We start from the raw sequence: 21,903 nt of genomic DNA, 5'->3' as shown, positions 1-21,903 counted from the left end.
AACTACCGGCAGCGCGCCCTCCTTATTCGGAGAGGCGCGTTTGTCGCGTTTGTTTGGTGAATTCTTATAGCCGGTGCAGCTTGCGGTACTTCGAGGGGGTTAAACCAAGCTTCGCGCTGAACACGCGGCTCAGGTAGAAGCCATTCTCATAACCGCACTGCTGGGCGATGATTTCAATGGACTGTGTGGAATCTTCAAGCAGCAGGCAGGCTTTTTGGAGCCTGATTCCGGTCACAAATTCTGAAGGTGTCGCCTGATAAGCTGCCCGGAACCGCCGTGTTAACTGCACCGGTGTGATACTAAGCGCGGCCGCCAGCTCCTGCATCGTCATAGGGGTGCAGGCATGCTCAAGCAACCATTGCCTTGCCTTCTGCATATCCTGATCGGAACTCTCCCCTTCGGATTGCTCTTCCTCCGCCGCAAAGCTGCGCTCGATATCAAGGAGTCTCCACAAATCCTCCAGCATATGCTTCATTCGTCCAAAGCCCGGCTCCTCCTGAATGCTTCTTCCGATGTTCCTCATATAACGGTAAGTCGACAGCAGACGCTCCACATCCCTGACCGTCCACCTTCCGCCTAGCGTTGCAGCTGCTTCTTCAAGCCCCGGCTTCTCCTCCCATTCGAACTGGATGAAATGAAAGGTTAAAGTTGTCACCGTTCTCCGGTAAAAGGCCGTACCCGGCGGACATACGATGATATCCCCCATCCGGCTTCTCCCTCATGATCTCCGAACCGGTAGGCGAATTGCCCTTGTTCCACCGCAAATATCGTCCACACAGGATACGTGTCATACTCCAGCAGGAACTGTTCCTTCTTCTCCCAATACGTATAGGCTACTGGATGAACTGACCAATTAATTCGCATGCACTGCTCTCCCTCCAACCAGTAAATGAAATGAAATAAAGTATATATCAAAAGAAATTATATGCATGTTATTTGATATACAGGTGATTTATTATGAAATTACGGATATATTATCATAACTCAGGGGAGAGATTCAACCATGCGGAAAGAAACGGTAAAAACGGATGTAACCGTTGTAGGCGGCGGTCTGGCAGGAGTATGTGCGGCGATTGCAGCGGCACGTCTGGGGCAGACGGTCGCACTGGTCAACAACCGTCCAGTGCTTGGCGGCAACTCCAGCAGTGAGGTGCGGGTATGGGTGTGCGGCGCTACCTCACACGGCATTCACCGGTATGCCCGGGAGACGGGGATAATGGGGGAGCTGTTTGTAGAGAACCAGTACCGCAACAAAGACGGCAATCCATATTTATGGGATATGGTTGTGCTTGAGGCCGTGCAGGCTGAACCGAATATCCAGCTGTTTCTGAACACGGATGTGCATGAAGCCGAGGCCGGTGAGGAAGCGGACGGCGGGCGGCAGATCCGGTCGGTTACCGGATGGATGATGGGATCAGAGCGGAGCATCCGTTTTGAGAGCCCGGTATATCTGGACTGCACCGGAGACGGGCTGGTCGGCTTCCTGGCTGGTGCAGAATTCCGGATGGGCCGCGAAGCGCGCGATGAATTGGGCGAAGAATGGGCACCGCTGGTTGCAGATGATATCACTCTCGGCAGCACCCTGCTCTTCTATACCAAGGATGCCGGTCATCCGGTCAAATATATAGCTCCGGCTATGGCCATCGATATTACACAAACGTCAATCACCGAGAACCGCATCATCCGCAGCGGCGACAATGGCTGCGCATACTGGTGGATTGAGTTCGGCGGCGAACAGGATACCGTTCATGATAACGAGGCCATCCGCGACGAGCTATGGTCCATCATTTACGGGATTTGGGACTATATTAAGAATTCCGGTAAATTCGATGCCGGGAATATGACGCTGGAATGGGTCGGTTCGCTTCCGGGCAAACGGGAATACCGCCGCTTCGTAGGCGATTATATCTTGAACCAGAACGATATCCTTGCGCAGCGTGAATTCGCGGACCGGATTGGCTTCGGCGGCTGGTCGATCGATCTGCACCCGCCGCAGGGTGTGTATGCTACCGAATCAGGCTCGAAGCATATGTATTCCGACGGCAGCTACCACATTCCGTTCCGTTCACTGTATTCAGTGAATGTGAACAATCTGCTGATGGCCGGCCGCGACATCAGCGCATCGCATGTCGCGTTCGGGACGACACGCGTTATGGCTACCTGCGCGGTCATCGGCGAAGCTGCAGGCACCGGCGCTGCACTTTGCGCGGCCAGGGGAATTACGCCGCGTGAACTGCATGCGAACCACCTGCAAGACCTGCAGCAGACCATGCTGCGCCAGGATGCATCCGTTCTCGGCCTGCGCAATGAAGACGAATCCGACCTGGCGCTCCAGGCAGCCGTCAGTGCCTCCAGCGAACGGAGCCGGTTCGCAGTAGAGCATCCGGCATTCAGTGTCCCTCTTACGACTGACATCGGCATCACCCTTCCGGTTGATCCTCTGCTTGACGGAATTGAGCTGCTGATCGATGCGAGCGAAGCAGCGGAGCTGACCGTCCAGCTATGGGAGACCGGCCGGCCCGAGAATTATGTTCCGTATGCGCATCTGCAATCCGCATCGGCTTCTGTCAACTCCGGGACGCAGCAATGGGTGAAGCTTGACCTGCGCTGGCAGCCGGAGACGCCGCGCAATGCTTTTCTGATCATCAAGGCTAATGCGGCAATCACCCTGCATATGGCAGATCAGCCGACTTCAGGGATGCTCGCTTATGGGCATAGCAACACACCTGTAGTATCCTTGGATTTCCAGAATCAGCCCGCACAGCCTGTAGTGCTGTGGGACAAAAAGAAATTCGATCACACCGCACCATGCATCCGCCTGTCTGCGCCATCACAAGCCTTCGCTGCGGTCAAAGCAACGGACGGATACCTCCGTCCTTACGGCGGTCCGCACCTGTGGTCCTCTGACCAAATGAACTCCGGCCGCCCGGAATGGCTTGAGCTTTCTTGGAGCGCACCTGCCTCCATCCGCCAGGTGCAAGTCACCTTCAATGACGATGTGAATGAGGACCTGATCAATCTGCATCATCACATCACGCCTTACGAAATCCTGCCAACGCTCGTCAAGGATTATCGTATTGAAGCTTACATGGACGGCAACTGGACGGCAGTCGCCGCAGGAAGTGACAATCACAAGCGCAAGCATGTGCACACACTTGCCGAAGCTGTAACAACTGATCGCCTGCGCGTTGTGATCGGGGCGACTAACGGAAGCCAGTATGCAGAGATTATTGAGGTGCGGGTTTACGAGTAACTGGGTAAAGAAGATAAAACAGCCTAATCCTTTGGCGTAAATGCTCAAGGATTAGGCTATTTGTATCCAAGAAAAGATGAATAAATGAGTTTACGCAGGGTTTATTTTAAAGCTTCATACAAGGCAATAAGAGCCAAGGACTGTCCGTATGCCATCGGCATGAGGGTAATGTTCTTGTAATGATCCTTATCCATTCCCATCCCGGTTCCGGCCGACACATTCAGTACGGTTCCATCTCCGCTAATATTTTGACATACCGACTGAATGGCCTTGTCTGCCGCAGCCTGATATGAGGAATCCAGAATACCGGCTTTAATGCCTTTTAGGATACCTGCGGCAATTGCGGCCGACCCGGATACCTCTTCATAGCTGGCCCGGTCCTGCAGGACTGTATGCCAAAGACCGGAAGCTGCCTGAAGTGAAACCAAGGCATTGACCTGAGCTTTATACGTATCCACCAGAAATTTCCGGATGCCCGGGCTAATCGTATCCTGGCAAGTTTCCAGGTAATCGACGATGCCATAGGTGAACCAGGAATTGCCGCGGCACCAGAAGATACTGCCGAAATTATCATTGCGTTCGAAGCTCCAGCCGTGGAAGAACAGGCCGGTATGTTTGTCGAACAAATACTTGATATGGAGCAGAATCTGGTGTTCAGCTTCATGCTGCCACTCCGGCCGGTTAAACTTGCGCCCGGCCTGGTTCAGAAACAGAACCGCCATAAAGAGCGTATCAATCCATAACTGTCCATTGTGCAAGTGAATTCCATCCCGATTGCCAATGGCAGTGACCGTATGCTGAAAGCCTCCTTCTTTAGTTTTGGGCAACTCATGAAGGAGCCAATCCGCATGTTCCCGGCATAGCTGTTCCAGTTGGCTGGAAGGCTCAAGTTGATCCAGGAGCAGAACCAGACCCAGATAAGGAGCTGTTGTATTAATGTTTTTTGAAGGCAGCCCAACCTCCAGATTACGGGTATACCAATTCTGAAAAAATTCCTTATAGCGGTGATCGCCGTAATAATTCTGCAGCTTGTAAAGACCATAAAGACCGACGCCCTGCGGCCAGTCCCATTCTTCAATTCCGAAATCCCGTTGTACAATCCCTAATTTCGTATCGGCCTGAACCACGGTTTTATCCTTTTCATAGTCGCTACCGCCCAGATTCATAAGCTTGTCTACTACCAGTCCAATTTTTTGAAGCAGTTTTTCATTTGTCATGGATTCATAAACTCCTTATCATTAAATTTATTCCGATTAAATTGTCCGTAGATGCCATTGACTATTAATTTCTTTAATTAACGACATATCGCATTTGGGTGTTCGATCATATGCCAATAGACCGTTAATTTCTTGCTCAACATCTGTTAACTGCGTATAACAATAACCATAAATAATCTTAGAAGCGTATACAGCCTTCATAATTCTTTCATATTCTAGAACAAGATCCTCTGAAGATTGTGCACTGGTATATCCCCAACCATCGTCAGCGCCAGCCTTATAGCTTATACCACCAAATTCAGTTAACAAAATTGGCTCTCCCCGATGCTCATAACCATCTGCATATACACTGCGGGCTGATGGCTTTGAAGCAAGCATCGTTTCCTTCGTGGACAGAATCCGCTTAAATTCTTCATACTTATCGGGCTCATCTGCTCTGCCATGCTGATAATTGTGTACCGCACAAATGTCAGTTCGTGTCATTTCCCATCCATCGTTCGATATCACTAATCGGGTATCATCCAATGAATGAATAAGACTATACATGGCTAAGCTGTGGTACTGCTGCTGCTTATTCGATTTCACCATCGGAATTCCCCAGCTTTCGTTAAGCGGAACCCATGCAACAATAGATGGATGATTGAAATCACGGTCAATAATTTCAATCCATTCTTTGGTTAACCGGGCCACAGCATCACTATTAAAAGAGGCGCTCGCAGCACATTCTCCCCACACAAGGAACCCTATTCGATCTGCCCAATATAAAAACCGCGGATCCTCTACCTTTTGATGCTTACGGCAACCGTTGAACCCTAATTCTTTAGCTAATTCAATATCTTTCTTCAGGTGTTCATCCGTTGGCGCAGTAAGTAATCCTTCCTGCCAATAACCTTGGTCGAGTACAAGCTTTTGATAATAAGGTTTGTTATTCAGATAGACCATACCATTCTCTGTATGAACTTTCCGCATGCCGAAATACGATTGTATACAATCCACCTCAACCCCATGATCGTACAGCTTCATTTCAACATCAAACAAATTAGGAGTTTCCGGAGTCCATGTCCAGCCGGCATGATGAAAGTTTGTCCGGAATGTTTTCAAACCAAATAGCTCTACTGTTCTACGTGTTATTGGCTGCAACAATCGTACTTGATCCTGAATAACAGGTACTCCCCGAAAAGAAATACGAATATCCAAATCTAATTCCTCTGATCCATATCCCTCAGATTTAACTTCTATTCCAATGCTCCCTTGATCTAAATCGGGCTCAAACTTCACCTGATGAATATAAACAGGGTTTACCGCCTCCAGCCACACGGTCTGCCAAATCCCTGTCGTGCGGGTATACCAGATGCTTTCTGGCTTCTCTAACCAGAACTGTTTGCCCCGGGGTATAGTTTCATCCTGTGAAGGATCTTCAACATGTACAGTCACCTGTTCCTCCTGCCCGGTTAATGCATGCGTAATATCAAAAGAAAATGGAGTGTGTCCTCCCTCGTGCATGCCGATATAATGACCATTCACATACACCCAAGCTCTATAATCTACCGCTCCAAAATGTAATACAACAACACGCTTCTTATACCAACCTGGATCAAGTGTAAAATTACGCTTATACCAGACATAGTCATGAAAAGAGGTATCGTGTATTCCACTTGCAGGGGTTTGAAAAGCAAAAGGAACTTGAATGGTCTGACTAAAATTTTCACTTGGATCAAACCATCGCTGTGCAGCTCCAACATTCCTGTCATCAAATTCAAATTGCCATGCTCCATTTAAGTTAAGCCATGCGTCTCTAACTAACTGTGGACGCGGATATTCCATCCGATGTGACATCTAGCTTCATCTCCTATCCATTTATATGTTGTTGCATTGGTCAGTTCTTTATCTGTTATCATCCCTTAATTCCGCCTGCTGTAGAACCGCCAATAAAGTGCTTTTGAGCAGAGAAATATACAATAATCGAAGGTATTAACCCTATAATTGACATAGCAATATTTTTATTCCAGCTAAAATCAACAGATGTCGTATCCATCGCCATTCGAAGCGCAATTGAAACAGGATACTTCTCGACTGAAGAAATATAAATTAAAGGACCCTGAAACTCAGTAAATGTCCACATGAACTGGAATAAAGCTACTGTAATAAGGGTAGGTTTTAGAATAGGGAGCAATACTTTAATTAAAATATTAAAAGAGTTACACCCATCTATTGTTGCTGCCTCGTCCAGCTCCCCGGGAATCGTTCTTAAAAATTGAACCAACATATATACAAAAAATGTATCACAAGCAAATGCAGAATTGGCAATTAGAGGGATATAAGTGTCCAAAAGATCTACATTCTTCCAAAAAATATACATCGGTACTCTAGTAACGATTCCTGGAAGAAAAAGAGTAGCGATCATAACCGGAAACAGCACTTTTTTCATAGGAAAGTTAAATCTTGCAAATCCATATGCAGTCAGAATACAAGAAATCAAGGTTAATAACACTTTTGGAATTACAATCAAAAAAGAGTTTAAAAAGTAGGTTCCAAATGTATACTGGCTAGAAGTCTTCCATCCTTCGATATAAGGTGTGAAATCAAAAGACTTAGGCATAAACCATATTGATTTAAAAATCTCTGTATTACTCTTAAAAGATGCCCCAAATAACCAGAGAATCGGATAAAGCATAATTAAGGTCCCTATAATCAAAAAGAAATATTTGAAATATAAAGCGATTTTTCTTTTATGGTACTCACTTCTGTTATTTTTGTTTCTCATTGCTTGCTCCATGTTATTTCCCTCCGTCAGCATAAAACACCCATTTACTTGACGTTTTGAACAGGATGGCCGTGAATATCATAATCATAATAAATAACACCCAGGACAAAGCACCGGAATATCCCATGTCAAAGTTTTTAAAAGCACTATCGTATATATACATTGGTAATAGGTAGGTGCTCTTCATTGGACCTCCACCCGTAACTAAGAATGGCCCCTCAAATTCCTGGAAGGCTTGCACAAGCTGCAAGATTAAATTAAAGAATATAATTGGGGTTAGCTGGGGTATTGTCACTGAAAAAAACTGTCTAAACTTTGAAGCTCCATCAATGGAAGCTGCTTCATATAAATCTTGCGGGATTTCCGACAACGCATTCAAAAAAATCACCATCGCAGAACCAAACTGCCAAATACGTAATAAAACAATAGTAAACATTGCTCCACTTGTGCTAGAGAACCACCCGATGCTTTCCAGACCGGTCATATTTAACGCCATATTGATTAACCCATCACTTTTAAATAAGAACTGCCATAATACTGCAATAGCTACATTTGCACCTAAAATAGATGGAATATAATAGGCGGTTCTAAAAAATCCGATTCCCTTTAATTTAGCATTCATAATATAGGCAATAAGCAGTGCAAATGCTAATTTAAATGGCACGGTAAAGAATACAAATTTGATCGTGGCTTTCACCGAGGTCCAGAAGGTGGGGTCACTTGTAAACATCCGTGAATAATTATCCAGTCCAATAAAAGCAGGCTTATCCAGCAGGGAGTAGTCTGTAAAACTGTAATACAGTGACATGATAAATGGGTAGATTACAAAGAAACAAATCCCTATTAACCATGGTGTTAAATAGAATAAGCCTGTATACCTATTTTTATTCATGGCTATTCGCATTCCTCTCGTGACATTCAACGCCCAAAATTGGAATAAACTTATGTAAATAATTTTGGGCATTAAATGATTGTGTTCATTTATGTTTACTTTTTAAAGCTTTGTTCTTGTTCCTTGTAAGCCGCATACAGTTCCTTTGCAGCTTCTTTCGTATCGACCTCACCATAATCCAGCTTAGTGATTACATCCAGTGACACATCATTCAACTTTGCTGTATCCCATTTGAACATAGTAGAAAGCTTGCTATCATTTTTTTCATCGCCTAATTTTGTGATTTCAGCTGTTAACGGAGTAATCAGATTGTTTTTTTCAAGCACCTCTTTTCCCGCTTTGCTGTCGGGAACACCATTTTCAAGCATTTGAATCTTATTTGCTTCTTCACTATTCATTAAAAAGTTAATTAGCTTCGCAGCACTTTCTTTGTGTTTTGTTTTTTCAGGAATGGAATATACCATGGCAGGCTTCGTCCAGACACCCGTAGATTTTTCTTCTTTCATTGAAAGAAAGCCAGCCACCTCTAAATCAAAGCCTTGTTCTTTTAGCTGATTTTGTATGGTATTCGTATTCGATGTAAACTCGAATAAGCTAACCCACTTTCCTTCCATTATTTCTGTTGCTGTCGCACCTTCTATTGACCCTGAGTTATCCACTTCTTTTTTGGATGGCATAATTCTTTTCTCTACCAATTCGCGATAGAAAGATAGCATGTTCTCAAAATCAGATTCTTTGTAATTTAAATTTCCATTATCATCAGAAAGCGGAAGTCCGGTTTGCTGTGCTAAAATTGAGAAAAATACGATCGGGGACGCATATTTTGACCCTACCAAATTCGCCATCGGATAATGATCCTCTGGCAACTTATCTCTCATTGCAAAAAGATCATCCCAAGATTGGGGTGCTTCAATTCCATATTTATCAGTCACCGTTTTGTTATATAGTAACGGTCTATAGACAGTTGAAAGGGGAAGCCCTAACAGTTTACCGTCCTTTTCTAAGGGCGCAAGCACATTTTGTGAAAAATTAGAAAGACCCAGTTCTTCGCCCAACTCTTTCAAATCTGATAATTGATTTACATATTGATCCACCCACATGGAATCTAAACGAATAACATCAGGAGCAGTCCCTCCAGACAATTGGGTAGTCATTTTTTCTTGATAACCAGCATATCCGGCGAATTCCGCCTTAACTTTAATATTAGGATTTTCTTCTTCAAATTTACTTATAGCTTCTTGCACAGCTTTATTACGCGAATCGCCTCCCCACCAACTGATGCGAAGCTCTTCTTTTTTGCCACTTTCTTTTCCACCATTACTAGCTGAATCACTGGTTTTCCCACACCCTGAAAGAAGTGAAACTACTAATAGTCCCGCAACAATAATAGTTAACTTTTTTGTGTGTTTCACAGTAAACCCTCCTCCAAATAACTTATTTTTCTTTGTTTTACTTGTCCAAGCAAGCAAATACTATCATGATGAAAACGTTCTTTCAAGCTTGTATCAACGTTATTTCTGATTTTCAACTTTGTGGTATACAAAAAAAAGTCACCGCTTAACTAGACCTTTTATTGTAAACAAAAAAGTTAACAATATGTTATACACTTGATTTTTCAGATACGGAAAGTATTGGCGGGGTACGAAATGTGAGTTATAATGTTCAACAGCCGCTAGAAGCTAGATTTATGAGAATTGATTCCGCTAGTAAATCCGAGTGAGGAGGTACATATGTTCTTAGAACTCGATGAGAATGGTATTTCTGTTTTGAAAGCACTGGCATCTGACACAAGAGCTTCAATTCTCAAATTATTGTTACATACGCCTCTTAATGTTAGTGAGCTCGCCAAAAAACTAAAATTAAGCAAAGCTATCGTTTCACGCCATATCCGATTACTAGAGGACGCCAAGATAATCAAGCTCCAGGAAAACTTAGAGGTTACCGATAGCAGAAAGAAGAATTTTATTCTTGCTGTTGATCATATTTCCATCAACTTACCAGAAAAACTTCATCTTCCTTTTAATGTGATTACTAATGAAATCAAGCTTGGATACTATTCTAATTTTTCAGTCACCCCTACATGTGGATTAGCTAGCCCAACTAAAGTAATCGGAAAGTTAGATGATCAACGGGCATTCGTATCCAATGACCGGATCGATGCTTCATTACTTTGGTTTGCGGAGGGCTTCGTTGAATATATTATTCCGAATGATTTTAACAAAAATTTTACTGCAGAATTATTAGAGTTATCCCTGGAGCTTTCTTCAGAGTTTCCTGAATCCAACAATAATTGGCCAAGTGATATCGCGTTTTATATAAACGATGTTTTTTTAGGCACCTGGACGGCTCCAGGAAATTTTTCAGATGTACGCGGAAAATTAACACCAACCTGGTGGGATAACAAACTTAGCCAGTACGGCCTTTTAAAACATTTAAGAGTCACCAAGAATGATACCGGAATAGACGGTCAAAAAATATCATCGGTTACACTTGCCAATTTAAAGATCGAAGATTCCCCCTTCATCAAGTTGAAGATTAGTATTGATGATCATTCTAAAAACAAAGGTGGACTTACTATTTTCGGGGAGCACTTTGGAAATTATTCGCAGAATATTCTACTTAAAATATTCTATACCGAAGCAGAATAATGAATGTTTAGGCTATATAAGACGCACTTAAGACTTGAACTTGAAGCTTCATCGTCACTGCGGTGAACATTTGGACTTCCGGCGCTGTTGTCCCCAGATTTCTTGATTAATACCGCTCTTCGCGGTGGATATCCGGTGACGAAGGCGGTCGCTACCGCTCCTGCAGTTCCAAATTTCCACTCCGCTTCTTTTGCTTTTGTTAGTTTCTTTAGTGCTTCTTATATAGGCTTCGAATCTCTAAGGTGCTTACACAAAAAGGCTCTCCATGAACGATATACATCGTTTTGGAGAACTTTTTTATGGATCATATTCTGATACAATATAAGGACAAACCAAATTGGAGGTGCCAGCCCATGCAATGGGAAGAGGTTCGGAAGATTTATCCCAATCAATACGTTAAGCTGCAAATCCTTGCATCACATACCGAAGGCAACACTAAGTTTGTGGATGAAGTCGCACTGATCCGTGCTATTCAAGACCCCCAAGAAGCGACTAAGGAGCAGCTACAATCTAAGGATGGCGTGATTGTGTCACATACCGGAAATGATGATTTGAAGGTTGAGATTCGTGCTTCTAGTAGACCAAGAGTGGCTCCAATGACCAGAATACTTACAGATGAACAAAAGAAGCAAATGACTTCGGTTATCTTCAAAGATGAAGGTGTCCTCTCTCAACTTCAACAAGCTCAAAAGGATCGTAGAGATGGAATTTCCACTTACAGTGACAGCGAAGAGGAGTTTGCCCAGTTACTGAACAAGACCCAGAACGAATAAATAGCCTAACCTCTTAGCATATTCGCTGTGGGTTAGGCTATTTTTGTACAATAACTCATCTGCCCTCTCATGCCGCACTCTTCCCATCATACTCCCTCCCCTCCGCCCATATACATAAGAAGAACGGTTCACAAGCTGGAAGGAGAGATGGATGCATGCCCGGTGATGAGATTAAAGCGCTGGAACGGGCGATTGCCGAGATTACGGAGATTGCTACCGGGTTCGGCCTCGATTTTTATCCGATGCGTTATGAGATATGTCCTGCGGATATCATTTATACCTTCGGTGCCTACGGGATGCCCACCCGGTTCGGACACTGGAGCTTCGGTAAGACTTTTCATAAAATGAAGTCGCAATACGATTTCGGCCTGAGCAAAATTTATGAGCTGGTGATCAACTCAAATCCGTGCTACGCCTTCCTTCTCGACGGCAACTCCCTGGTGCAGAATAAGCTGATTGTCGCCCACGTGCTGGCGCACTGCGACTTCTTCAAGAACAATATGCGCTTCTCGATGTCCAACCGGGATATGGTCGAGAGCATGTCGGCCACCGCTGACCGGATCGCCGATTATTCGGTTACCTATGGAACCGATACGGTGGAGAACTTCATCGATTCTGTGCTGGCGATTCAGGAGCATATTGATCCCAGCCTGATCCAGCCGCGCAAGCTGGGCAAGACCCACCTGCTCGAAGCCAAAATGAAAGAGCGCAAGGACTCCCCTCCCGGCGGTCCCGGTCCTGCGAATGCCTACAGTGAGCTGTGGGATCTGGAGAAGAGCGATGTGGCCCCGCCAACGCCGGAAACTGCAGGCAAACGAACCTTCCCTCCGGAGCCGGAAAAGGACATCGTCTGGTTCATCCAGCAATATTCCACCGCCCTCGAGGACTGGCAGCGCGATATCATGACCATGCTTCATGACGAAATGCTCTATTTCTGGCCGCAGATGGAGACCAAGATCATGAACGAGGGCTGGGCTTCGTACTGGCATCAGCGGATCATGCGGGAGCTGGATCTGACGGCCGAGGAAACGGTGGAATACGCCAAGCTCAACTCATCCGTAGTCCAGCCTTCGCGCCAGAGCCTGAACCCTTATTACCTGGGGCTGAAGATCTTCGAGGATATCGAACGCCGCTGGGACCGGGACAAAATGTTCGAGGTGCGCGAGCTGGATTCCGACATTTCTTTTATCCGCAGCTACCTGTCGAAGCAATTGGTTAACGACCTTGACCTCTATGTCTTCGAGAAAAAAGGCCCGGAATGGAAGATCACCGACAAAGCCTGGGAAAATGTGCGTGACCAGCTTGTGCTGGCCCGGGTTAACGGCGGTTCACCGTACCTTGTTGTCCAGGATGCCGACTATGAGCGTAACGGCGAATTGCTGATCGCCCACCGCTACGAGAGCATCGAGCTGGATCTCAAGTACCTGGAACGCACCCTCCCGCATATCTACTCATTGTGGGGCCGCACCGTGCATCTGCAAACTGTTGTGGAAGACAAAAAAGCCCTTTTTACCTATGACGGCAAAAAGGTGCAGCGGAAGTTTATGTAGCGTGTCCTCTTAGCACAGCTCAACCTGAGTCCGGAGAGTACTCTATGATGTATTACAATACTAGCAATTGTACTTTGTGCAGTAGAATAATGCTAATTCCTCTGAAAAACAGCATCTATTGTACTTTGTACAATTGAATTTAGAGAATAGGCTGTTTTTTACTCTAAACGCAGAAATCTAATGCACGAAATACAACAGAATGCAGTTCAGTAACAAATATAGGGGTTTCTAATGTACAAAGTACAACCAGCTTGTAAAAGTGGAATCCCAGCGGGGAATTTGCTCGCGTGATGACCTGTGCTAACACATAACTGCTGGCATTCAGTCAGTTCCGGCTAATTTCCCATGATAAAGTGGTTAGTGGTTGGTGTTTTGGTTGTAGTTTTGGTTGTAGTTTTGGTTGTAGTTTTGGTTGTGGCTGTGGTCACACCCGCCCTGTACGAAGTGCCAGCGGGTGTAGCCGCGGTTTACCGGTTTACAAAATCCAGGCCCGCCTGCACATTGGAATGTGCGCTGCGGGCCTTCCTTGCGGCCGCCACCACCAAGCGGCCGGAACAACAGGACTAATAAGCAGGCAAAGACTGGGCGGTGGGAGTAACGGAGGGGATTTTGGAACTGTAGGAGCGATAGCGTTCGCCTGAAAGCTTTCCATAGGAAAGCTCGCTTCGGAAGCATAAGCTAAGATTGGATTTAAACCGCTGCCCAGCGGTTTAAATCCAATCTTAGCAGCGACCGGAAGTCCAAAATCCCCGCAGTTACGCCTTCACCGCACAGCCTTTGCCTCCGCCGTATTTAGCTCCTATTTTCCCCGCCGCTCAATCACCGGAACATAGATCTCCATCACCGTATCTACCCGCGCATGGCACCGCTCGTCGTAGTACTCAAAGTTCAGCTTGTCCTCGTCATGTACATAACCGCTTTCCGGGAACCATTCCTCGAAGATATATTGCCACGTAGACTTCACCACTTGGGCAAAAGTATCCGGGTTCTCCTCATCGCTGAGATCCACCGGCGGTGTCGTGAATACCGCATACTGCGCAGCAGGCACAACAGCGGTTAGCATTTCCTCAGCCACAAGGCTGAAGTCCTCCACTATAACCCCCAGCAGGTAGACGGCGTTGCCGCCATCGTCTGCCGGAATACATAAGCCAACCTCCCCGTGCTTCAGCGGGTTCAGCTTGGCGTACATTTTATCCTCCAGATTGTCTCCGTCATAGTAATACCAGAAAGAAGCGACGTCCTGCGTATAGCTTCCGGCCTCCACGTTCGTTTCGATGCCATAACCAGCCACCCTAAACGCCGGTTTGCTCACCATCACGGGCTCCCTGATATAATCCCCGATTTGGTACACTGTTCTGTCCCGGAGATACCCGTCCATCCGTGCCGCATACTGCGAGGGACTATAGCCGAAGGCCTTGCGGAAGGCTTTGGCGAAGCCGCCGGGGGTCTCAAAACCATACTCCAGCGCAATATCCGTAATCCGCCGCCCGCCAAACAGCTCTACTGCTGCCAGGGACAGCCTCCTGCTGCGCACATATTCCATGACCGGCATCTCCCGGCACTGGCTGAACATCCGGCAAAAATGATACAGCGAATACCCCGCCTGTGCGGCAATCTCCTCTGCCGTCAGGTTCTCCCGCAGATGCTCCTCAATATAATCAATACTCCGCTCGATCTCCCTGCTGTAATTCAGGTGCTCCACCAGCCTTTCCCTAACACAAAGCTGATTCCATTATAACAACCGGCAGCCAGCCGGTCTGTTCCAGATTTGCTGCATTACTCTAGCTGATTAAGGAAGCTTTATCTAATAATCCAGCTGCAAACTTGTGGGCAGCCGCGAAATCCTGCACATTGGGATGCCCTTTTTTGTCCAGATTGAAGCCCAGCGGACTGAATTCCCCGGGACAGTGGAACTCAGCGATGACGTTGCAGCCTTTAGCCGCCAGCTTTGCCTCAACCAGCGCTTGATTCTTGAATACCCCAGATCCGGATGTGCAGAAAATAAAGACATTCTTGTCCCGGAGCGGCATCTTTTTGATGAATTTGAACATCCTGCGGTGGATTTTGGAGGCGTAAATGCCTGAACCCAAGCCAATCAGGTCATATCCGGACAGCATCTCCGGCTTAACGTCCTCCACTTTGGCCAAATCTGCACCCAGCACTTCAGCCATAGCGGCTGCAATCTTCTGAGTGTTCATGCTGCGGCCTGATCTGTAAATAATGATAGTCTTCATAATGACGCCTCAATTCGTTATATTATCGAGTAGGAGGGGGCGGCAAGCCCCCGTCCTCTCACACCACCGTACATGCGGGTCCGCATACGGCGGTTCCAAAAGGTTAACAAAGTTCCAGATAGCGTGAAAGTAAACTCTTCAGCCCTTTTGCTTCCCAATAGGAAGTCGAAAGGGCGTTATTCGTGTTCCGGGACATTTCCCACGCGCCTCGCCGCGAGTTGGCCATCTTAAAACAAGCCCACTTTGGAACCCCGAGTGCTCGAAGCTCGCGGATTCGTGTACGTACTCGTTTCCACTGTTTCCACAGACACATTCGAAGTCTCCTCCGAATCCACTGGTCCAGTGTTTGGAAGTGTGTCTTCGCCGAGGCTAGACGGAAATAACCGAGCCAACCCATCAGATAGCGGTTCAGTCGGTAAATCCTTTCTTCCATGGAAATGGACCAGGTACGTTTCGTTAGCTCTCGAATTCTCCCTTTAAAAGCTGCGAGACTCTTCGGAGCAATCCGAATCGTTGCCTGTTTCTGGCTCAGGAAACTGAATCCTAAGAACTTTCGGTGCCAAGGTCTCGCTACCGCACTTTTCTCCCCGTTTACTTTCAGTTTTAGCTTTCCTTCTACAAACCGACTTACCGATTCCATGACACGCTCGCCTGCTCGTTTACTCGCCACAAAGATATTACAGTCGTCCGCGTAGCGTACGAATCGCAAACCTCGCCCGGTCAGTTCCTTGTCCAGATCATCCAATAGAATGTTTGCTAGAAGCGGACTAAGCGGACCGCCTTGTGGCGTTCCCTCCCGGCTACGCTCCCATTTTCCATCCACCATAACTCCGGCGTTTAAGTAAGCACGGATTAGCGTCAGCACTCTTTTGTCCTCCACTTTCCGCGCCACTCTTGCCATTAGCATGTCGTGGTTTACCTTGTCAAAGAATTTCTCCAGATCCAAATCCACGACCCATCTGAGGCCGCCTTGGATATATCTTTGGGCTTGTTTAACGGCGTCATGCGCGCTCTTCCCCGGCCGAAAGCCGTAGCTGTACCACGAGAATTGTGCGTCAAAGATCGGGTTCATGACTTGTAAAAGTGCTTGCTGGAGGAAACGGTCCATCACAGTCGGGATGCCTAGCTGCCGTACACCGCCTCCAGGTTTGGGGATTTCCACCCGTTTGACTGGCGCAGGTCTGTAAGTTCCCGTCAGAAGTTCAGTTTTCACCGATGCCCAGTGCGTATTCAGGTAAACTTGTAGATTCGCTACCGTTACACCGTCCACACCGGGCGCTCCTCCATTTTGCACCACTCGTTTGTAAGCGAGTCGAAGGTTATCTCCTTTGAGCATTTGCTCCAGCAAGTTGTTCTGGTCTTCGCGAGAGGAAGGGACGACTTGTGCCGACGAAGAACTCGGCGCTCCGGCATACCCTGACGGCTTCACCGCTTCTCTTTGCCGCAAGCTCCCTTGCGAGATATTCTGCTGTCGTTGCTCTTCATGCGAACGCATCGCTTTCCTCTCTCCTTTCGGTTCAGCCCTTCCGTAAATTGTTGCAACAGCTTACGTACTATGGCTTCTGCTGACTCCTGCCAGTTCAGCGCAGCCTCTCAGCTACGGTTACAAGTTTTTTTTCTTGCTTATCTGACAGGTCTCCCCAGATAAGAACGTCATCTGTCTGCCCGCGACCACTGGAGTATACCGCGCCAGCCCTTGGCGGCTTTGGATTTCGTCATGTTTAGGTGACTCATCCGACTGACACAGCCTCAAATCCAGTTCGTGTACCTTGGCCCGTGCTTTTGCCTCCGGCTTCCTTCAGATTCCACCTCACGGTGGACACCCTTGCCCTTGGCTAACGGTAGGCGCTCGCCAGCCCCCGTTCGGGACTTTCACCCTAAAGATGACGCCCATGCTGGGCGTACTAAAATATGAATGAACATAATTATATTCATTCATTTCAAACCGGAATAAAATGCCCAGTACATCCACTGAACATTTAATAGTGTATTCTGCCGCCGGCCAAACGAAGCCGGAGACCTTTGTCAATGCTGTGTATCCGTCAAGCCTTTCATGATAAACTCGACTAAATAATCCAGAATCTGCGGGAAATAGCTAACCCCGATCTCTTCCTTGTGGATGTCAATATACGGCACGGAGTTGAACAAGGCAAGAATCATGCCGTCCTCCAGATCCTCTCTGATCTTCCCCTTGGTCTTCCAGTGCCGGATTAATTCCAGCGTGCCGCTGTTCATCATTTCATGAATGCCCTCTATACCGCCATGCTCATAGAATTCCTTCTCCAGCTTGCTGAAAAGAGCTTTGTTGTACCATTCCTTCAGGATTGGATTCGTATGGATCCCGCTGTAATTAAGCGCCATGATTTCTTTGAGCACTTTGGCAGGCTCGTCATCCAGATTGACCGAAGACTGCAGGATGCTCCGCTTCAGCTTCTCGTTCTCCTGCAGATAAATATCGATGAACAGCTTCTCCTTCGAGGCGTAATAATTGTAGAACGTGCCTACGGCGAACCCGCACATTTTGGTAATGTCGGAAATATTGGTGTCCTTGAAGCCCTTGGAGCTGAACAGCTCTTTGCCGCATCTGAAAATCTCAGCCTTCTTATCTTCCATCTGTAAGCCCTCCGCGCCTGAGTGAATAATATTAAATTCATTCATAATGTAGCACAGCGCTGCTGTCATTACAACACACTTTTAAGTCCCCTGAATCGTATCACTTCAAGGGTGAGATGAATAGGCTGTTGTAATTAATTGAATAATGGAGGTACCCTTATGACCTTTGATAACGAATATCCGAACAGTCAAGCTTATCCATCCGCCTATCCTTATTCTCCGCGTAACACTTCCTTCCCTTACTCGCATTACTACCACCATCTGGTCCGCTCAGAACCCGGTCACACCCTTCCGGCAACAGAAAACCAAAGTGTAAAAAATGAATTCGTAAAAGGGCATATGAACGCAGATGTCGGCAGCGGGCAAGGGATTCATGTAGATGCCGGAGGTGAAGTAGGCGGTAAACACGGCATCGGTGTAAATGCCGGCGGCAATGTTAAATACACCGGTGCTGGTATGCATGCAGACGGCCACATCGGCAACACTTCTTATGGAATCCAGGCGCAAGGTAACACCCATCTGGACAGCGGCCAGGGTCTTGGACTTAATGCAGATGCCCAGGCCTTCGGCAAGTACGGGCTGGCTGCCCAGGCAGCTACCCAGCTGGGCGGCGGCCAGGGAGCCAACTTTCATACGGGGGCGCAAGCCGGAGGTGAACATGGTCTGAGTGCAGAGGCCGGCGGCCATCTGGGCTTAAGTCAAGGTGCCGGACTCCAGACCCAATTGCAGCTCGGCGGTGACAATGGGCTCGGTGCCCAGGCCAAGGCGCAGCTCGGCGGCGGTCAGGGCGCAGGCTTAGGCGTTACCGGACAGGTAGGCAAATATAACGGACAATTAGGCTTTACTATTGGCGGCAAGAATCAGGAGGCCAAGGAGCTTCAGGAGTAAGCCGGGCCCAGTCTATCTTTATAAGGGGAATATCCGAGCGAAGTCATGATTATGGCCGGGTATTCCCTTCTATACGAACAGCACATATTTAGCCGTGACAGGAAAAAGGACTACCTTCCGGCAGTCCCCAAGTTCCGTCAAGCTGCGTCCCCGTCAGCGGTTCAGCAGGCTTCCGACATATTTCAGCAGCTCATTGGCGCAGATCGGGCAGTAGTTGTGCTCATCAATCAGGCGGCGGCTGACTTCGTTGATGCGTTTCAGCTGGCTCTCATCCGGCGTTTTGGAGGAGGTGGTGATTTTGACAATATCCTTCAGGTCGGTGAACAGCTTCTTCTCGATCGCTTCCCGCAGCCGGTCATGGTTGTTGTACTCGAACTTCTTGCCTTTGCGGGAATAAGCGGAAATGCGGATCAGGATCTCCTCGCGGAATGCCTTCTTGGCATTCTCGGAAATGCCGATCTGCTCTTCAATGGAGCGCATTAGCCGCTCATCCGGCTCCATCTCCTCATCCGTGAGCGGGTCGCGGATTTTGGACCAGTTGCAGAAGGCTTCAATATTGTCGAGATAGTTCTCGAACAGTGTTTTGGCGGATTCTTCAAAAGAATACACAAATGCCTTCTGCACTTCGCTTTTGGCGAGAATATCGTATTCCTTGCGGGCAATGGAAATGAAGTTCAGGTAACGCTCGCGTTCCTCCTTCGTAATCGAAGGATGCTGGTCCAGGCCGTCCTTGATCGCCCGCAGCACATCCAATGCGTTCATGCACTGCAGGTCGCCTTTGATCAAAGCGCTGGAGATGCGGTTGATGACATAACGCGGGTCGATGCCGGACATGCCTTCGTCCAGGTACTCGGTCTGCATTTCCTTGAGATCGGCTTCCTTGTAGCCCTCTACCTCTTCGCCGTCGTACATGCGCAGCTTCTTGATCAGGTCCATGCCCTGCTTCTTGCTCTCCTTGAGCCGGGTCAGGATTGAGAAGATCGCCGCCGCCCGCAGCGCATGCGGGGCAATATGCACATGCTTCATATCACTCTGGCCGATGAGCTTGGCGTAGATTTTCTCCTCTTCCGAGACCCGCAGATTATAAGGCACCGGCATGACGATCATGCGCGACTGGAGAGCCTCATTCTTTTTATTGGAAATGAAGGATTTATACTCGGTCTCATTGGTATGGGCAATGATCATCTCATCCGCCGAGATTAACGCGAAGCGCCCGGCCTTGAAATTACCCTCCTGGGTCAGCGACAGCAGATTCCACAGGAATTTCTCATCGCATTTCAGCATTTCCTGGAACTCCATTACCCCGCGGTTAGCCTTGTTCAGCTCCCCGTCGAAGCGGTAGGCGCGCGGATCGGATTCCGAGCCGAATTCCGTGATGGTCGAGAAGTCGATACTGCCCGTCAGGTCGGCAATATCCTGCGACTTCGGATCGGACGGGCTGAAGGTCCCGATACCTACCCGTTCTTCCTCCGACAACAGCACCCGGACAACTCCAACCTGTTCGATATCACTCTGGTATTCATTCTTCAGCCGCATCTGGCAGGATGGGCAGAGGTTGCCTTCGATGCGTACACCCAGCTCCCGCTCGATCTCCGGACGCAGCTCCAGCGGAATCAGATGCAGTGGATCCTCGTGCATCGGGCAGCCCGCGATGGCATATACCGCACCTGCATCCGTACGCGAATATTGCTCCAGTCCGCGTTTGAGCAGGGTGACGAGTGTTGACTTGCCTCCACTGACCGGTCCCATCAGCAGCAGGATCCGTTTGCGCACATCCAGCCTCCGGGCGGCGGAATGGAAATATTCCTCCACCAGCTTCTCCACCGCACGGTCCAGCCCAAAGATTTCCTGTTCAAAAAACTTATACCGTTTACGTCCGTTGATGTCCTCGACGCCGTGTGACTTGATCATGTCGTATACGCGGGAATGAGCCGTTTTTGCGGGAGAGGGATCTAGTCTCAGCAGTTCTATATAGTCCTTGAAAGTGCCGCTCCACGCCAAACGGTCGTTCTCAGCCCGATACGAAGCTATACGCTCAAAAATATCCATGGCTCGCTGCCTCCTCTTGCGCTCCTACTTGCTCCACCAAGCTTAGAAAGTGTATTACATACCTATGCGGCGAGCCCGGAATAGTTGACCTCTTTTTTGCTGTGCTATAATAGAGAATCATGATTTCCCTTAAATAATTATGCTGCATTAAGAGCGCAGGAGTGAGTACAATGGCGATCAAACAGGAAACGGAGCTGTATGCTCCTTTGAAGAGTTTTTTTGAGCGGCAGGGCTATGACATCAAGGGTGAGGTACGGACCTGCGACCTGGTGGGCATCCGGGAAGACGAGGATCAGCCGCTGATCGTGGAGATGAAAAAATCGTTCAACCTCGCCCTGCTGCTGCAGGGGGTGGAACGGCTGCGCCTTAGCCCTAACGTCTATCTCGCCGTGGAACGCGTGCGGGATAAGAAGGGCGCGGTGAACCAGCGCTGGGGCGAGCTCAGCGGGCTGTGCCGCCGGCTCGGACTCGGGCTGATCACCGTCGTCTTCTATAAGACGAAGGCCCCGCTCGTCGAGGTGCTCGCGGAGCCGGGCGAGGCGCCGCCGCGGGCCCGCAGCGCTGTACGCCGCCGCGAGCGCTTGCTCTACGAGTTCCGCGAGCGCAGCGGGGACTACAACACCGGCGGCAGCACGCGCGTCAAGCTCGTGACGGCCTACCGCGAGAAGGCGCTGCGCGTGGCCGCCGCGCTGCAGGCCCTCGAGGCCGAAGCCGCTGCTGGCGCGGCCGGCCTCGCAGACGGGCGCGCCCCGCTGGGCGGCGCGCCTGAGGCTCCGCGCGGCGTGACCCCCGCCGCGCTGCGCAAGCGAAGCGGCGTGCCGGGCGCCGCCGCCTACCTGCAGAAGAACTACTATGCGTGGTTCTTCCGGGTCGGGCGCGGCCGCTACACGCTCACGGCCGCCGGCACTGCAGCGCTGATCGAATACGCCGCGATCGCGGAGATCAGCGCAGGCAAGCTGTAGGCGGCTTGCCCCGCTGGAGCGGGGACTATGGATTCGCAGCTCACCCTCGGCTGGGGAGTC

The 21,903-nt window shown here is 48.5% G+C and carries 18 protein-coding genes; 6 read left to right on the top strand and 12 right to left on the bottom strand.

Annotated elements, in window-relative coordinates; all coding sequences use genetic code 11:
• Window positions 1-64 precede the first annotated feature (64 nt).
• Together P40081_RS10150 and P40081_RS38355 are read right to left on the bottom strand one after the other, a co-directional pair.
• Window positions 65-706, bottom strand: a complete 642-nt coding sequence (locus P40081_RS10150; protein ID WP_081969902.1) for a helix-turn-helix domain-containing protein — start codon at window positions 704-706, stop codon at window positions 65-67.
• Window positions 652-864: a hypothetical protein gene (locus tag P40081_RS38355; protein WP_052421750.1), complete on the bottom strand. Its 213-nt coding sequence runs from the start codon at window positions 862-864 to the stop codon at window positions 652-654. The genes P40081_RS10150 and P40081_RS38355 overlap by 55 nt, the downstream gene beginning before the upstream one ends.
• 139 nt (window positions 865-1,003) lie before the next feature.
• Between P40081_RS38355 and P40081_RS10145 the strand changes: the two genes are divergently transcribed.
• A complete protein-coding gene (locus P40081_RS10145) occupies window positions 1,004-3,253 on the top strand; it encodes an FAD-dependent oxidoreductase (RefSeq protein WP_042135203.1) in 2,250 nt (749 codons plus the stop codon).
• Between the two features lie 101 nt (window positions 3,254-3,354).
• Here the strand turns inward: P40081_RS10145 and P40081_RS10140 are convergent, their stop codons facing one another.
• The 5 genes from P40081_RS10140 to P40081_RS10120 form a co-directional block, all read right to left on the bottom strand.
• Complete coding sequence (locus tag P40081_RS10140; RefSeq protein WP_042135201.1) at window positions 3,355-4,470, bottom strand: glycoside hydrolase family 88/105 protein; 1,116 nt, start codon at window positions 4,468-4,470, stop codon at window positions 3,355-3,357.
• A 36-nt stretch (window positions 4,471-4,506) separates the two neighbouring features.
• Window positions 4,507-6,306 carry a glycoside hydrolase family 2 protein gene (locus tag P40081_RS10135; RefSeq protein WP_042135199.1) on the bottom strand — a complete coding sequence of 600 codons (1,800 nt, stop codon included), beginning with the start codon at window positions 6,304-6,306 and terminating at the stop codon, window positions 4,507-4,509.
• Window positions 6,307-6,364: 58 nt separating this feature from the next.
• Entirely contained in the window at window positions 6,365-7,246 is an 882-nt protein-coding gene (locus tag P40081_RS10130; RefSeq protein ID WP_052421749.1) for a carbohydrate ABC transporter permease, read from the bottom strand.
• Between the two features lies 1 nt (window position 7,247).
• Complete coding sequence (locus P40081_RS10125) at window positions 7,248-8,126, bottom strand: carbohydrate ABC transporter permease (RefSeq protein ID WP_042135197.1); 879 nt, start codon at window positions 8,124-8,126, stop codon at window positions 7,248-7,250.
• A 95-nt stretch (window positions 8,127-8,221) separates the two neighbouring features.
• The gene (locus P40081_RS10120) at window positions 8,222-9,538 is read right to left on the bottom strand and encodes an ABC transporter substrate-binding protein (protein WP_042135195.1); all 1,317 of its coding nucleotides are present in this window, start codon (window positions 9,536-9,538) and stop codon (window positions 8,222-8,224) included.
• A gap of 318 nt (window positions 9,539-9,856) precedes the next feature.
• Between P40081_RS10120 and P40081_RS10115 the strand changes: the two genes are divergently transcribed.
• The 3 genes from P40081_RS10115 (at window position 9,857) to P40081_RS10105 (ending at window position 13,097) form a co-directional block, all read left to right on the top strand.
• A complete protein-coding gene (locus tag P40081_RS10115; protein WP_042135193.1) occupies window positions 9,857-10,774 on the top strand; it encodes an ArsR/SmtB family transcription factor in 918 nt (305 codons plus the stop codon).
• A 353-nt stretch (window positions 10,775-11,127) separates the two neighbouring features.
• Window positions 11,128-11,547 (top strand): hypothetical protein, encoded by a 420-nt coding sequence (locus tag P40081_RS38960; RefSeq protein WP_197074346.1) that lies wholly within the window; start codon window positions 11,128-11,130, stop codon window positions 11,545-11,547.
• A 155-nt stretch (window positions 11,548-11,702) separates the two neighbouring features.
• The gene (locus tag P40081_RS10105; RefSeq protein WP_042135191.1) at window positions 11,703-13,097 is read left to right on the top strand and encodes a SpoVR family protein; all 1,395 of its coding nucleotides are present in this window, start codon (window positions 11,703-11,705) and stop codon (window positions 13,095-13,097) included.
• 799 nt (window positions 13,098-13,896) lie between these two features.
• On the opposite strand, the gene P40081_RS10100 is transcribed toward P40081_RS10105, so the two are convergent.
• The 4 genes from P40081_RS10100 to P40081_RS10085 all read right to left on the bottom strand — a co-directional run bounded on the left by P40081_RS10100 (window position 13,897) and on the right by P40081_RS10085 (window position 17,944).
• Window positions 13,897-14,799 carry an AraC family transcriptional regulator gene (locus P40081_RS10100; protein ID WP_231575319.1) on the bottom strand — a complete coding sequence of 301 codons (903 nt, stop codon included), beginning with the start codon at window positions 14,797-14,799 and terminating at the stop codon, window positions 13,897-13,899.
• A gap of 79 nt (window positions 14,800-14,878) precedes the next feature.
• A complete protein-coding gene (locus P40081_RS10095) occupies window positions 14,879-15,331 on the bottom strand; it encodes a flavodoxin domain-containing protein (protein WP_042135190.1) in 453 nt (150 codons plus the stop codon).
• Window positions 15,332-15,434: 103 nt separating this feature from the next.
• Window positions 15,435-16,826: a group II intron reverse transcriptase/maturase gene (gene ltrA / locus P40081_RS10090; protein ID WP_081969899.1), complete on the bottom strand. Its 1,392-nt coding sequence runs from the start codon at window positions 16,824-16,826 to the stop codon at window positions 15,435-15,437.
• Between the two features lie 530 nt (window positions 16,827-17,356).
• Window positions 17,357-17,944, bottom strand: a complete 588-nt coding sequence (locus P40081_RS10085; protein WP_042140920.1) for a TetR/AcrR family transcriptional regulator — start codon at window positions 17,942-17,944, stop codon at window positions 17,357-17,359.
• Between the two features lie 159 nt (window positions 17,945-18,103).
• On the opposite strand from P40081_RS10085, the gene P40081_RS36285 reads away from it, so the two are divergent.
• On the top strand, window positions 18,104-18,832 hold the full coding sequence (locus P40081_RS36285; RefSeq protein ID WP_052421748.1) for a hypothetical protein: 729 nt from the start codon (window positions 18,104-18,106) through the stop codon (window positions 18,830-18,832).
• Window positions 18,833-18,985: 153 nt separating this feature from the next.
• On the opposite strand, the gene P40081_RS10075 is transcribed toward P40081_RS36285, so the two are convergent.
• Window positions 18,986-20,881 (bottom strand): PrkA family serine protein kinase, encoded by a 1,896-nt coding sequence (locus P40081_RS10075; protein ID WP_039304496.1) that lies wholly within the window; start codon window positions 20,879-20,881, stop codon window positions 18,986-18,988.
• 170 nt (window positions 20,882-21,051) lie between these two features.
• Between P40081_RS10075 and P40081_RS10070 the strand changes: the two genes are divergently transcribed.
• On the top strand, window positions 21,052-21,843 hold the full coding sequence (locus tag P40081_RS10070; RefSeq protein WP_042135187.1) for a DUF2161 family putative PD-(D/E)XK-type phosphodiesterase: 792 nt from the start codon (window positions 21,052-21,054) through the stop codon (window positions 21,841-21,843).
• The last annotated feature ends 60 nt before the right edge of the window (window positions 21,844-21,903 follow it).

The sequence above is a fragment of the Paenibacillus sp. FSL P4-0081 genome (genome assembly GCF_000758565.1).
Classification (GTDB): domain Bacteria; phylum Bacillota; class Bacilli; order Paenibacillales; family Paenibacillaceae; genus Paenibacillus_AQ; species Paenibacillus_AQ phytohabitans.
Note: the sequence above shows the minus strand (reverse complement) of the source record. Positions and strands in the feature narration are given on the sequence as shown.